Origin of the sequence: Flavobacterium sp. HTF (assembly GCF_003105115.1) — a bacterium.
GTDB lineage: Bacteria > Bacteroidota > Bacteroidia > Flavobacteriales > Flavobacteriaceae > Flavobacterium.
The window spans coordinates 64718-78277 of sequence record NZ_QETH01000008.1 but is presented as its reverse complement, the minus strand read 5'-3'; the positions used below and the strand labels follow the sequence as shown (position 1 = coordinate 78277).

11 protein-coding genes are annotated in these 13560 nt (G+C 36.0%); 6 read left to right on the top strand and 5 right to left on the bottom strand.

Features of this window, described 5'->3' with window-relative positions:
- The first annotated feature begins 31 nt into the window (after positions 1–31).
- From DCO46_RS04155 to DCO46_RS04140, 4 genes are all read left to right on the top strand, one after another.
- Entirely contained in the window at positions 32–1555 is a 1524-nt protein-coding gene (locus DCO46_RS04155) for a RagB/SusD family nutrient uptake outer membrane protein (RefSeq protein WP_116751318.1), read from the top strand.
- Positions 1556–1561: 6 nt separating this feature from the next.
- Positions 1562–2665 carry a hypothetical protein gene (locus tag DCO46_RS04150; RefSeq protein ID WP_116751317.1) on the top strand — a complete coding sequence of 368 codons (1104 nt, stop codon included), beginning with the start codon at positions 1562–1564 and terminating at the stop codon, positions 2663–2665.
- A 127-nt stretch (positions 2666–2792) separates the two neighbouring features.
- The gene (locus DCO46_RS04145; RefSeq protein WP_116751316.1) at positions 2793–4184 is read left to right on the top strand and encodes an endo-1,4-beta-xylanase; all 1392 of its coding nucleotides are present in this window, start codon (positions 2793–2795) and stop codon (positions 4182–4184) included.
- 57 nt (positions 4185–4241) lie between these two features.
- Positions 4242–5168 carry a family 16 glycosylhydrolase gene (locus DCO46_RS04140; RefSeq protein ID WP_116751315.1) on the top strand — a complete coding sequence of 309 codons (927 nt, stop codon included), beginning with the start codon at positions 4242–4244 and terminating at the stop codon, positions 5166–5168.
- A gap of 232 nt (positions 5169–5400) precedes the next feature.
- On the opposite strand, the gene DCO46_RS04135 is transcribed toward DCO46_RS04140, so the two are convergent.
- Both DCO46_RS04135 and DCO46_RS04130 read right to left on the bottom strand, forming a co-directional pair.
- On the bottom strand, positions 5401–6333 hold the full coding sequence (locus DCO46_RS04135; protein ID WP_116751314.1) for a helix-turn-helix domain-containing protein: 933 nt from the start codon (positions 6331–6333) through the stop codon (positions 5401–5403).
- A 76-nt stretch (positions 6334–6409) separates the two neighbouring features.
- The gene (locus DCO46_RS04130; RefSeq protein WP_116751313.1) at positions 6410–7249 is read right to left on the bottom strand and encodes an SDR family NAD(P)-dependent oxidoreductase; all 840 of its coding nucleotides are present in this window, start codon (positions 7247–7249) and stop codon (positions 6410–6412) included.
- Positions 7250–7723: 474 nt separating this feature from the next.
- On the opposite strand from DCO46_RS04130, the gene DCO46_RS04125 reads away from it, so the two are divergent.
- Entirely contained in the window at positions 7724–10450 is a 2727-nt protein-coding gene (locus DCO46_RS04125; RefSeq protein WP_116751312.1) for an alpha-L-rhamnosidase, read from the top strand.
- Positions 10451–10568: 118 nt separating this feature from the next.
- Here the strand turns inward: DCO46_RS04125 and DCO46_RS04120 are convergent, their stop codons facing one another.
- Positions 10569–11228, bottom strand: coding sequence for an NAD(P)-dependent oxidoreductase (locus DCO46_RS04120; protein ID WP_116751311.1), 660 nt, complete (start codon positions 11226–11228; stop codon positions 10569–10571).
- Positions 11229–11337: 109 nt separating this feature from the next.
- Here DCO46_RS04120 and DCO46_RS04115 point away from each other — a divergent pair, with 109 nt between their 5' ends.
- The gene (locus tag DCO46_RS04115) at positions 11338–11700 is read left to right on the top strand and encodes a winged helix-turn-helix transcriptional regulator (RefSeq protein ID WP_116751310.1); all 363 of its coding nucleotides are present in this window, start codon (positions 11338–11340) and stop codon (positions 11698–11700) included.
- Positions 11701–11709: 9 nt separating this feature from the next.
- Here DCO46_RS04115 and DCO46_RS04110 read toward each other — a convergent pair whose 3' ends face one another.
- Entirely contained in the window at positions 11710–12408 is a 699-nt protein-coding gene (locus tag DCO46_RS04110; protein WP_116751309.1) for a DUF1826 domain-containing protein, read from the bottom strand.
- Between the two features lie 215 nt (positions 12409–12623).
- Positions 12624–13553: a DUF5996 family protein gene (locus DCO46_RS04105; protein WP_116751308.1), complete on the bottom strand. Its 930-nt coding sequence runs from the start codon at positions 13551–13553 to the stop codon at positions 12624–12626.
- Positions 13554–13560 lie beyond the last annotated feature (7 nt).

Below are 13560 nucleotides of genomic sequence, written 5' to 3'. Positions count from 1 at the left end.
CTCATAGTCGTTAAAATAAAAAATAATAGTCATGAAAAAACTTTTTAAACTTTTTATGATGGCAATGCTAATACCATTACTGTCTTTGTTTTCCTGTTCTGATGATTTTTTGGATGCACCATCTGAAAATCAGTTAACGCCGGGCGATTTACCGGAAGGAGTTACCGCTTTTGACGGAATTGCTGAGAGTTTGTATTTTAAACCCTGGTTCACTTTTAATGATAAATTCCTAATTGCCGTTGGCGACATGTACGCCGGTAACGCTTTTACATTTGATGGTGCTTATTCACAATTTAAAGATGCTCAGGTAACCTCACAAAACCCAATCCTGACAGAAGGATATACATCTTTATTTTCGGTTATCGATCAATCGAATAATTTAATGAGTTTAGTCGAAGACAGAAAAAGTGAACTTCCGGAAGCATCTTATAAAAATGCTATTGCAATATCAAGATTCATGAGAGCAAATGCTTATTTCTATCTGGTGAGAAGTTTTGGAGCTGTACCTATAGTTAATAAAGCAGGTTCTGCAGCACAGCCAAAGAGAAATCTTGTTTCGGATATTTATAAATTCATCAAACAGGATTTGGAATATGCAGTCGAAAATTTACCTGAAAGAGGAACAAAAAAAGGGTATGTTACCAAATATGTCGCTATGGGTATTTTGGCAAAAGTACATTTAACGTTAAACGAATATGGAGAATGTGCCGCTTTAACCCAGAAGATTATTGGAAACCAATATACTTTGATTCAGGATTACGGAAACTTATTTAGCAGTCCGGAGAATAACAATAGTGCAGAAAGTATGTTTGCCCTGCAATGGAAAGCAGTGGCTACAGAATGGGGAACTCAAAACACCAATCAGGCTTATATCGTTCCGGGAAGTACAGGAATTACAGGCGGTGGTGACGGATGGGGAGTTTACCTTCCTTCTATCTCTTTACAAAATGGATTTGAGCCAAAAGATACGCGAAAAAAGAGCACCATCATGACGGACGGTGATTTTTACCCTGAATTATTAAAAAAACAAGGAGGGTTTCTGTATAAAAAAATATACTCTTCTACAGCGGCTAATTTCAGAAAATACATTGTAGGTTCTGCAGCTGAAAGAAACGATGTGTTTTTTATGAGAACGTCACAAAACACCATCGTATTAAGATATTCTGATGTTTTATTAATGAATTCCGAAGCAATTTTAGCAGGAGCCGGTTCAACAACTTCTGCAGCAGCTTTAAGCTCTTTCAACGAAGTAAGAGCAAGAGCCGGATTACCAGCTAAAACGGTATTAACAAGAGACGAACTTTTTAATGAAAGAAGAATTGAATTTGCACTTGAAGGACAGTATTTCTTCGATTTAAAACGTCGTGGTCTGGCCGAAGCAACAGCAATTATTTCACAGCAGGAAGTAGGTTTTTATTCTGATGATGCAAGAACAGATTTGATTTCGAGAAAGATAACTCCCGGAAGCAACTACTTTGAACTGCCATTGCCACAATCTGCTATTGATACCAATCCATCATTATTAGAGCCTCCGGTTCCGTTTAACTTTAACTAACTTATTATGATCAATAAAATAAAATATAGAATTCTAATTCTTTTCGCGCTGGCTTTATTTACAGCTTGCGATAATGATGATGCGGTTACTGCAAACGTAGAGGCTATGGTTGCTGAACCCGGCGATTTACTGAATCAGGCTTTTCCATTAAATAAAGTCAGAGTTGAAGGTGAAGGTCTAAAGGGATTAACGAAAATAACACTGGACAACAAAATCAACATCAGTTTCAATCCAAATTATAATTCAGATAAAGCGTTTATTTTCACTATTCCTTTTGATGAAAAACTAGGAAGCAGATTTGGTGTACAGCCAATTACGTTTACAACAGCATCCGGAACAGTAACTAAAAATATCGAAATTTTACAGCCTGTTCCAACCATTACTAAAACAATTCCGGCAATAGCAACTCCGGGATTTCCATTGGAGATTGAAGGAACCTGGTTTTATAATATTTCATCGGTAACCTTAGGAGGAAAAGCAGTAAGTTATACGCTGAAATCATCTTCTTCCATTATCATTGGCTTACCTTCAGATGCAGTTTCAGGATCAGAGTTGGCAGTTACTACCCCGGGAGGTACAGCAAAAAAAACAATCGATTTTGCCACAATCGTTCTTGTGTCTGACTTTGACGGTAACGGCGTAAGAAAAGATTGGTTCTCGTATGGTGATGTTGCTTCTTTTGATCCAAATACTGCCGGTGGACCAACTGGTAATTATGCAACATTTACCTGGTCTGGTTCGACTTCGAATGGTTACAACGGAAGCAGCGCCGGAGGAGGAAGCAGTTTCTTAAACGCAACTAATGCAGATGCTAAAAAAGCTTATATAGATATTGATATAAGTGCGAATGTTACAGGCGCGCAGTTTGCCATTCAGTTAAATACTATTGATGGTAAAAACTTTGCCTATAATTTTAAAGTCACCGATGTAAACTGGACGACCAAAACAATTTCAATAGCCGATTTTAAAGACGATTATGGCTATGGGGCAAATACAGCAATTACATTGGATGTTTCTAAAATAAATGAAATCAAAATTGGCGTTATTCAAAATGATACTCCTAATCCAAGTGTAATAAAATATGATAATATTAAAATTCGCTACCAATAACTGATTGGTTTTGGATTTAAACTTAAAAAAGAGGCTGTGACCAAAAACAGCCTCTTTTACAAAAAAACAGAAACTACAAATAAGAATATTCACCATCATAAAAGGATATTCTATAATAAAAAACAGTATGAAAATTAAATTTTTAATAATGCTGACTGGTATGGTCTTTTTTTTGAATTCTTGTTCAAAAGAAGACAATATAGCAGCTAACAACTTAGAAACGCCTGTTGCAAACGCACCAAAAGACGTAAACGACGCTGGTTTTAGAGCAAAATGGAATTATGTTTCCCATGCAAAAAGTTATCTTTTGGATGTTTCAACAACTGAAACTTTTTCCACTTTTGTCCCAAATTACAATGCAAAAGAAGTTATTGATTTAAACGAAGTTGTATTAGGTTTAACCGGAGGAACACAATATTATTACCGGGTTAGAGCAAAAAATGAAACAGAGACTTCGGGTTATTCAAATGTTATTAGTGTTGTAACAACAGGTTCCAGCAACATTCCTGAAGATCCTACATTCTTAAAAGTAAAAGCAAATAAACTGGCACATCCATTTTTTGTAGGTATGGCAATAAAAGCTTCGCAATTAACCAACGGAAGTCCTTATGATGTTATTTTAAGAAATGAATTTAGCAGTATTTCTGCCGAATACGAAATGAAAATGGATCAAATTTCTACCGCAAGCGGTGTTTACAACTGGACTGTGGCTGACAAAATTGTCGCTTACGGAAACTCCAATGGCATCAATGTTCACGGTCATGCTTTAGTATGGCATAATTCTGTACCGCAATGGTTAAAAGATTTTTCCGGTACTGATGCCGAATTTGCAGCAGAAGTAAAAAAATACATTACAGATGTGGTTACCCATTATGCAGGAAAAGTAAAATCCTGGGATGTAGTTAACGAAGCTGTAGATGATAATGGCGGAAATATGAGGAATACTATTTTTCTGCAACGAATGGGTCCGGACTATGTGAAAAATTGTTTTCAATGGGCACAAAATGCAGCAATCGCAGCTGGAGACAACTCTTTATTATTATTTTATAATGACTATGCAACTTCAACTAATATTCCAAAACAAGATAAAGTTTTTAGCATTGTCGATGATTTAAAAGCGAGCAATCTTATTGATGGTATTGGTTTTCAAATGCATAATAATTATTTAAGCCCAACAAAAGCCCAAATCGAAACCGACCTGAACAAAGCTGTAGCAAAAGGTCTGAAAATTCATGTTTCGGAATTGGACATACAAGTCAATCAGTCTAATGACATCTCAACTTTTACAAATGAAAGAAGACTGGCTCAAAAAGAAAAGTACAAAGAGATCGTTAAAATATATAATGCACTTCCGGCAGCAAATAAATATGCCTTAACCGTTTGGGGAATGAAAGACAATGAATCCTGGATTCCGTTTAGTACGGAACTTAACCACCCGGGAAATGACTGGCCTTTACTGTACGATTCAAATTTTGCAATTAAAAGCTCTCATACTGGCTTTCTGGAAGGCTTAGATTAATTTTTTTTAAAACTATAATACTTTACTTCAACTATTAATAAACCAAAAAATTAAATTATGAAAAAATTAAATTTGTTAGCATTAACAGTGACATGTGTATTAAGTTTAGGGTTTGCATCCTGCGCAGAAGACGCAAGTCCGACTGCAAAAGACCCATCAGCAAGTGCAGGTACAAAAAACAGTACAAGCAAAGTAGCCGGCGCTCCATGGGTCAAACAATTTGAAGATACATTTGATGTAGGTTCAAATTTGTCACAATGGACAAAGGAACAACGAGCAGATTATAATTCATGGTATTGTGACTATTACAGTTCAGTACCTACAACACAGTGGAGAGATGGAAAACAATGTCTGGAAATTAAGACTACAAAATTGAGCACGTACAAATATCAATCCGGGTTCATCTCTTCTAATTATCAATATAAGCCTGAAAACAATACAGAGTATATGCTTTCTGCCAATATTAAATTAATCGCGATGGATGGAGGAACTTACAAGTCTTTCACTGAAACATACGGTGCCTGGCCTGCCTTCTGGTCTGTGCAACAAAACGGCTGGCCAACCAAAGGAGAAACAGATATCATGGAAGGTTATTCTTTTGCCCCAAATGCAAGTCGTTTTACTTCAAATCTTTTTTATGGAACTTCTTCCGGAGCAAATTTATTAGGAAACTCTGCCGAAAGAAACTATCCGGGTAATTTTGATATTAATGGAAATGGCGGATGGCATCTATATGAATCTTTTTGGAAAATGAAAAACAATGTTGTAACAGTAACTATAAAAGTTGATAATGTAACAGTTGCAACGTATACCAACGGTAGTGCAGGCAATCTTAACTTAAATAATTTTGGACCACACTCGATTATATTTAATCTGAATGTTGGATCAAAAGATTCTAATTTTATTGACCCTAATAAAATCAATCTATTTTCAACTGTAATGATGTGGGTAGATGATGTAACAGTCTACAAAAGACCAATATAATTTATACTAAAGTTGGTTTTTAATTTAAACCCGCACTCCCCCATTAAAAAAATGAAACCTGCAAATCGAAAGATTCGCAGGTTTTTTCATTTAAGTCAATTTTCAGTCTCTGTAAAAAATGTTTTAAAATCTTGTGGTAAAATCTTGCTACCCGGATATTTAAAAAAACAGAAATATAGTATTTGTAAGTGTTGTGGAATTTGGCTTTGAATATTAAAAGTCCTATACTTTTTTAATTAAACCTTGCCCTAAATTTTAAAGGTGTCTCGTTTGTCTTGTTTCTAAACAATTTACTAAAACTCTGAAGATGCTCAAAGCCCAATTCATAAGCAATTTCCGAAACGGATAAATCAGTATTGGAAAGTTTTTCTTTCGCTTTTTCGATCAATTTGTCATGAATATGCTGTTGCGCATTTTGTCCTGTCAAAGTTCGCAGCATATCACTGAGATAACCAGAAGTTATAGCCAAACTATCCGCCAGATTTTGCACTGTTGGAATTCCCTGATTCAATTTTTTTTCATCATCAAAATGGTCATTCAATAACTGCTCAAATTTCTGCAGCAAAGTATTGTTTATAGTTTTACGGGTAATAAACTGACGCTTATAAAATCGCTGTGCATAATTCAATAATAACTCAATTTGGGCTAAAACTACATCCTGGCTCAGTTCATCTATTCTGTTTGTTAGTTCCTCTTCGATGTTTCTTAAAAGGCTTAAAATAATTTCTTTTTCCTTTTCAGACAAATGCAGTGCTTCGTTAACCGAATAAGAAAAGAATTCATATTTCCTGATTTTTGCAGCCAAAGGAGAATTCAGCAAAAAGTCAGGATGTATCAAAATTGCTGCTTCCCTTCCACTGCATCCGGGTTCTCTTGATTCGTTTTCATTTTGAGCCAAAATCTGATTAGGCGCTGCAAAAAAAAGACCTCCTTCATTATAATCAAAATGGGTTTGCCCATAACGAAGCAAACCTCCTATATTGGGGCGGAAGGCTATTTTGTAATAACTTAAAATATGGCTTTCCGATGGCGGAACAAAAGCCAGCGTTGAATCTATACCATTCAGAACTGTAATCAAAGGATGCTGCGGAGGCGGTCCACCAAAAGCTTTTAAGCCTTCTGCAAGGGATGCGAACTTACGTGGAGTACTATTTTTTTTCGCCATGATATTATTTTTGATATTACAAATTAAGAAAATAAAAAAGCAACAGAATCTATCTGTTGCTCAAATTTAACTTTATTTAGCTTTGTGCCGCTATTGCTACATCCTGCCATTCTTCCCAGACTTTGATACGATCTGAATAAGTCTGGCGGATTTCGTTCAGGTTATTACTACCTAAAAACATTCTCAATGGCGGCTGTTCGCTATCAACTAACTGCAGAATAGCTTTAGCTGTAGCATCCGGATTTCCTCTTTCCAGCTTGCTCATGTTTTCGAAAACCATGCTTCTTAATGGTTCATATTGAGGAAAATTTTCTGAAAACTTGAGTGAATTTTCGCTTCCAAATTCTGTTGCGTAAGCTCCCGGCTCAATAATGGTAACATTGATACCAAAAGATTTAACTTCAATAGCTAAACTTTCATAGATGGCTTCAAATGCCCATTTAGAAGAGCAGTAATATCCAATTAAAGGAACTACATAATGTCCTAAACTGCTTGAAGTTCCTAAAATATGTCCAAAACCCTGTTGACGCAAGATCGGCAGCACTGCCTGGATAACAGAAACCGGGCCTAATACATTTGTTTCGTACATAGCACGAATTTCATCAGCTTTGGCTTCTTCAACTGTTCCTACCAATGAATAACCTGCGTTGTTGATCACAATATCCAGTCTTCCGAAATACTCATGTGCCGTTTTTACGGCATTCTCAACCTGCTCAGGCTGCGTAACATCTAAAGGCAGAATTAAAACATTGTCACCGTATTTATCTTTGAAATCTGAAATGCTGTCAACATTTCGTGCAGTAGCGGCTACTTTATCACCTCGTTCTAATGCAGCTTCTGTCCATACTCTTCCAAAACCTCTTGAACTACCCGTTATAAACCATATTTTTGGTTCGTTTGTGTTTACATTCGTCATAATAAATTATTTGCTTGAATTAATATGACAAAATTCACAAATCCCTGTTTCAAAATTTTAGTCGTAATGTGGAATTTTGTAACCTAAACGAGGATTAAATTGATATTTCTTTTAACCTAAAAAAGTAAACACTGTAAAACCTGTATGCTTAAGCATTCGCATTATTATTACAGCTTTTGTTGGAACAGTAAAAAAAGAAATATTATTAAAATGACGAAATTCTTTTAAAAGGCTAAACTAAGTCTCCATCGCCAGTTTTCAGTATAAATAAATCGATTTTGAGATGATTCGTTGAAAAATAACACAATATGTACATACAGGTAAAGGCTATCTTATTTTATTTTGTATAAAGATGAAACAAGTAATTCCGGTTAAATAAAGCGATTCTTGAAAAACTGAAAAATCATAAGCAATTTTTAAAGTGCATTTCAAATTGGCTTTATCTAATTTTTAAAATAATTAAAATCAATCTATATGATTAAAAAAATAATATTTCTTTGCCTTTTTCTACAAATAGTTACGGTAAAAGCACAGACACAGGTAACCAGTTTTACTACAGAAGGTCTTACAAATCCATTGGGTATTGACAATCCAAAGCCGCATTTTAGCTGGCAATTAGTATCCAGACAACGTAACACAATGCAACTCGCATATGAAATAAAGGTTGCAGAAAGTGAAACTGGATTTAATAAGAATGTATTATGGACAACTGGCAAAGTTGTATCCGGCGAATCCCTGCATATCCCTTATGGCGGCAAGTCCTTAGAATCAGGAAAACGATATTATTGGCAGGTACGAGTGTGGGATAACAAAGGCAAAACAACAACCTGGAGCAGTACTTCTTACTGGCAGATGGGCTTATTGAAAGAAGACGACTGGGTGGCGCAGTGGATATCACCAGGCTATGAAGAAGACAGTGAGCGGGCTTCTCCACTCTTAAGAAAAGAGTTTATTGTGGGTAAGAAAGTAAAATCAGCAACAGCTTATATTACGGCACACGGGCTTTATGAAGCACAAATAAATGGAAAAAAAGTTGGGGATAAATACTTTACTCCGGGCTGGACAAGTTATAAAAAGCGTCTTCAATATCAGGTATATGATGTTAGTAATATGTTTAAAACCGGTAATAATGCCATAGCGGTAATGCTTGGTAATGGATGGTACCGTGGTTATTTTTCGTTTGGAAATACCAAGAACATTTACGGCACCGACATAAGTCTTCTTTTTCAGTTAAATATTACCTATACAGATGGCAGTACCGAAACAATAAGCTCAGACGGCAGCTGGAAATCGTCAACAGGTGCTGTACGCAGTTCCAATATATATGCGGGCGAGACTATAGATGCACGCCTTGAAAAAACTGGCTGGGCAATGCCGGGGTTTAATGATCAGGACTGGACTGGAGTTATAAAACAGTCTTTTCCTAAAAATACATTAATAGGTACTTACAATGAACCTGTTACCAAACACGAAAAATTTATTCCTAAAAAGATTTTCACTACTCCTAAAGGAGAACAGATATTAGACTTTGGTCAAAATCTTGTAGGCTGGGTAACCGTTAAAGTTAAAGGTACTGCAGGACAAAAAGTGACGTTGTCCCATGCTGAAGTATTAGATAAGGATGGTAATTTTTATACAGAAAACCTGCGGTCTGCAAAGGCACAGGATACTTATATTTTAAAAGGAGGAGAACAGGAAATTTTTGAGCCACATTTTACATGGCACGGCTTTCGTTATGTAAAAATCGAAGGATATCCGGGTGAACTTAAACCGGAAGATTTTGAAGCTTGTGCATTGTATTCTGATATGGAAAAAACAGGAAACTTCACTACCAGCAATGAACTTATCAATCAATTGCAGCACAATATCGAATGGGGTCTTAAAGGTAATTTTATTGATGTACCAACTGACTGCCCACAGCGTGATGAACGTCTTGGCTGGACTGGAGATGCCCAGGTATTTTTTCGCACTGCCTCTTTCTTAAGAGGTACTAATAATTTTTTTGTCAAGTGGCTGAAGGATCTGGAAGCAGACCAATTTCCTGATGGAAGTGTAACACACGTTGTGCCAAACGTCCTGGCTGATTTTGAAAGAGGCAGCACCGGCTGGGGTGATGCTGCAACAATAATTCCCTGGGATATGTATGTCGCTTATGGAGACAAGCGTATACTTGAAACGCAGTATCAAAGCATGAAGGGCTGGGTAAATTATATGAAGTCGCAAAGCAAAAATAATCTTTGGAATCAGGGCAGACATTTTGGCGACTGGTTGTTCTATAATGTTCAGGATGATCTTTTTGGAGATTCTGCTATTACAAACAAGTATCTTATCGCGCAATGTTTTTATGCCCATTCTGTACAGTTACTTATCAATACAGCAGAAGTACTGGGCAAAACTAATGATATAACAGAATATAAAGCATTGCTTCAAGAAATAAAAGATGCCTTTTTAAATGAATACACAACTGCTAATGGCGGTAACGTATCTGATACTCAAACTTCCTATGTGCTGGCACTGCATTTTGATATGTTGCCTGAAAATCTTCGCCAACAGGCAGCTGACAGGCTTGCAGCTAATATTCGAAGATATAACACTCATCTAACAACAGGTTTTTTAGGCACACCCTATTTGTGCCATGTACTAAGCCGGTTTAATTATACGGATTTAGCATACGAATTGTTGTTGCAAAAAACATATCCTTCCTGGCTCTACCCTGTTACACAAGGCGCAACAACTATTTGGGAACGCTGGGACGGGATTAAACCGGATGGCAGCTTTGAGAATGCCGATATGAATTCTTTCAACCATTATGCGTACGGTGCTATAGGTGACTGGATGTACAGAATTGTAGGCGGGCTTGATGTGGAAGGCGACGGCGCAGGATATAAAAAAATAAGCATTAACCCACATATAGGAGGCGACTTTAGCCATGTTTCTGCTGATTACAAAACGCCTTATGGCAAACTTTCTTCACACTGGAAAATAAATGGCCACATATTAAATTTAAAAACAGAGATACCATCAAATACTACAGCTTTAATCCATATTCCTGCGACTTCATTAGAAGGTATAACAGAAAGTGGAAAACCTTTATCCGCAATTAAAGAAATTGAGATTGTAAGTCTGAAAGACAGCAATATTGTAGTTAAGGTTGGTTCAGGAACATATGATTTTAGTGTTCCATATCCTGGAAAAAAATAATAAATCGTCTAAAAAGAATGGAAAATTAATGAGTACAAGTATTCCTTTCTCACTCAAAGTAGAAGCGACATAATAATGTCGCTTCTTAATTTCCAGACATCGCGTTTTTATGCTGAATTTATTTTTTTTCTGAAAGAATTGGAGCTTTATAAACAAATTCATTGCTCTGCACAGAATCAATGATGAATTTTGCAACGGTATTTCGACTGATTTTAAAAGGAGAAGGTGTATTGTTATAAGTAACGGCCCAATCCTTTATCTCTGTTTTGTCATTTAAAGCTACAGGTCTTACAATTATCCAATCTAAACCTGAATTCATCAGAAGGCGCTCCTGTGCATTATGATCTGCAAAAACGAATTTAAAATTTGAAATTTTAATCATTAGTTTCATATACCAGGGAGCATATTTATAAGAACTCCCTGCTCCGATAGAAGACAACGATATAATTTTTTTAATATGCTGTTCTTTCATCGAAATTATTGAGTTACTAATCGCTTTTTCAAGAGTATTACGGGTCTGAACTTTTTTTAGAGAAAGAACTTCACTTTCGGCAAATGCACTGAGCGTACTGATAACGACTTTGCAATCCTGTATGGCCGATCTCACATCCTCAGGATCCTCAGGTGAGCCTTTTATAATTTTCAGTCTGTCAGATTTTAAATTTATTTTATCCGGATTTCTTGCCAGCGCCGTTACCTCATAACCTTGCTCCAATGCATATTTCAAAACCAATTTTCCTGTCCTGCCTGTTGCTCCGTAAAGAAGAATTCTTTCCATTTTTTTTAAGTTTAATATATATTCAACAAACTTAATTATATTTACTAACCGGTAGTAAGTACTATACTTTTAGTTAGCGCTTACTGTTTGGTTAGTAAAAGATTTAAATATGAAAACAGACCCAAAAGATAAAGTACAAATGGATCAGGACTGCAGCAAAAATGATCTGATGGCGGTAAAGGATGCCTTGGAGGTTTTAAGTGGCCGTTGGAAACTTCAGATTTTAATTTGCTTGTTAGATGGAAGCAAAAGATTTAAAGAAATCTCAAAGGAGGTTGTCGGAATCAGTGACAAAATGCTTTCCAAGGAACTCAAGGATCTGGAAACCAACCAACTTGTTAAGCGCACTGTTCATGAGACCTTCCCTCCTATGGTTGAATACACAGCAACGGAACATACTTCAAGCCTTTATAGTGTAATAGCTGCTTTAAAAAATTGGGGATATCTGCATAGAGAGAAAATTATAGGATAATCAATTTTCTTAACAAATCAACAACAACCGATATTCCCCTTCATTTTCTACAGGTGCTCTATGAATACAGGGCAGCACTTGCTGTTTTGGATGATCTACGGCCAGCCGCCAAAGATGTCCCAACCCCAAATTAACAGGCTTTGCATTCGCTTGTACCTGATAGTGCAAATCAAAATAATTTTCCTTCAAAAAATCATCAAATTCTTCCGATGGCCCATCAAACAATTCTTTTAGCTTTGTTCGGATTTCCGGAATCAGAATTTTTTGTTCTGCCTGCGAATTAGAAACAATATCACTTGCCGCTCCATGATAGGTACATAAAAAAGTATCGGTTGCAATAGGCGAACGATCAACATGAAACGAATACACATCAGTCGATATGAAATCAAATTCATCATCACGTTCATAACATTTCAGTAAATTAAGAGAAGGTGAAGCTCCAAAATCAGCTAATAATTGTAAATCATTTAAGATTATCTCCCTTGCTATATTCCCCTTTTCTGATAGTTGGAGTGCGATTAGATCTTCAGGATAAACTTCCGTAATATTTTCTTTTAAAGATAACCGGTCTATAATCTCTTTAAAATCACCATCCAAATCTCTGTACCAGCATAGTGCATTCATTTCTCCCTTGAAATCGGTATGTACAAGCTCAGAGAAAGTAGATACTATCCCAATTTGGCTGCTGTCAGAAAATCTATTGTTCATCGTGTAATATTAAGAAGCTAATTCATGCATGACAAAAATATGTAATAGTAGTCAGTTGCGGTATTTTTATCACTATAAACTTTTGGAGATGCTATCTTTTTTTGCCACAAAAAGTTAAGGTGGTTTTTCCTGAGTTAAAGTTAGAAAAGTTCGTTGCTTTCTAATAGTATTCAGGGAAAAACCACCAGGTATTTAAAATTAATTTAGCTATCGTATTAAAGTATTGCCTTTTTAAAATTCCTGTTCTCTTCCCATAAATCAGTTTCCCAGTTGGCAAGCTGGGTTCCTAATGTATAAGTGCTTCTTAAAAACTCCAATAACATGGCTTCCGGATTTTCAGCATTTTGAACTGCAGTATAAGGAAGAATAAATTGTCCTAAAGTTTCATTATAAAATGCTTCTTCGGGCATCACTTTTATATTTTTATATCCAGACGGTTCAGGATATAAATAACAATAAAAAGCAGCTTCAGGATAAATTTCTGTACCGGTCCAGAAACCAAAATCACTCACTTCATGGCTAAACGCATCCTGCAGTACCCAATCTGGTAATCCTGGAATTTTTCCGGGATGTTTTGGTGCTTTTTGACCAGAGAAAAAAGCCAGTGATAAATCAAATCCGCCCCAAAAAAAGTGTATTGGGCTGGATTTACCTATAAAATCTCTTCTAAAAACCATAAAAACATCTTGTATGGAAGACAATGCTTCATGAAATTTTTCAGCCTGAGAATTGTCATATGTTTTATGAACCGTGTCAAGCTCAAACGGAATTGGGTTTTCGATTTCAGAAGGTGTTGTCATAATTTCAATTTTTATTTCAAGCTCATTTAACTTTTCAAAAATGAGTTTATAAAAATCCGCCACATTCAAATGGTGCAAATCAAAATTTTTAATTTCTCCTAAACTGGTGACGATTCGCAATTGGTGAGACAACAAATCAAGATCAATCTGAAAATCTTTATTAGCGTAAGGAATATTCTGTGTACTTAATCCTGTTGGCGTAATATGAAGTGTACTGTTCCAGGAATGGTTTGCCCAGGGCAATGTTGCTAATTTAATTTTTCCGAGAATCTGTGTCCACAACTGTAGTGTTTCGTACGTTGGTTTGCCTTTTTCATAAGAAAGTATTGGCCATGATTTTTTCATAATATAT

What these genes read in the sequence shown, in the direction of transcription:
- DCO46_RS04125 (WP_116751312.1), top strand. Translation starts at nt 7,724, where the DNA reads ATGATTAAAAAAATAATATTTCTTTGCCTTTTTCTACAAATAGTTACG.
- DCO46_RS04115 (WP_116751310.1), top strand. Translation starts at nt 11,338, where the DNA reads ATGAAAACAGACCCAAAAGATAAAGTACAAATGGATCAGGACTGCAGC.
- DCO46_RS04130 (WP_116751313.1), bottom strand. Translation starts at nt 7,249, where the DNA reads ATGACGAATGTAAACACAAACGAACCAAAAATATGGTTTATAACGGGT.
- DCO46_RS04140 (WP_116751315.1), top strand. Translation starts at nt 4,242, where the DNA reads ATGAAAAAATTAAATTTGTTAGCATTAACAGTGACATGTGTATTAAGT.
- DCO46_RS04155 (WP_116751318.1), top strand. Translation starts at nt 32, where the DNA reads ATGAAAAAACTTTTTAAACTTTTTATGATGGCAATGCTAATACCATTA.
- DCO46_RS04110 (WP_116751309.1), bottom strand. Translation starts at nt 12,408, where the DNA reads ATGAACAATAGATTTTCTGACAGCAGCCAAATTGGGATAGTATCTACT.
- DCO46_RS04145 (WP_116751316.1), top strand. Translation starts at nt 2,793, where the DNA reads ATGAAAATTAAATTTTTAATAATGCTGACTGGTATGGTCTTTTTTTTG.
- DCO46_RS04105 (WP_116751308.1), bottom strand. Translation starts at nt 13,553, where the DNA reads ATGAAAAAATCATGGCCAATACTTTCTTATGAAAAAGGCAAACCAACG.
- DCO46_RS04120 (WP_116751311.1), bottom strand. Translation starts at nt 11,228, where the DNA reads ATGGAAAGAATTCTTCTTTACGGAGCAACAGGCAGGACAGGAAAATTG.
- DCO46_RS04135 (WP_116751314.1), bottom strand. Translation starts at nt 6,333, where the DNA reads ATGGCGAAAAAAAATAGTACTCCACGTAAGTTCGCATCCCTTGCAGAA.
- DCO46_RS04150 (WP_116751317.1), top strand. Translation starts at nt 1,562, where the DNA reads ATGATCAATAAAATAAAATATAGAATTCTAATTCTTTTCGCGCTGGCT.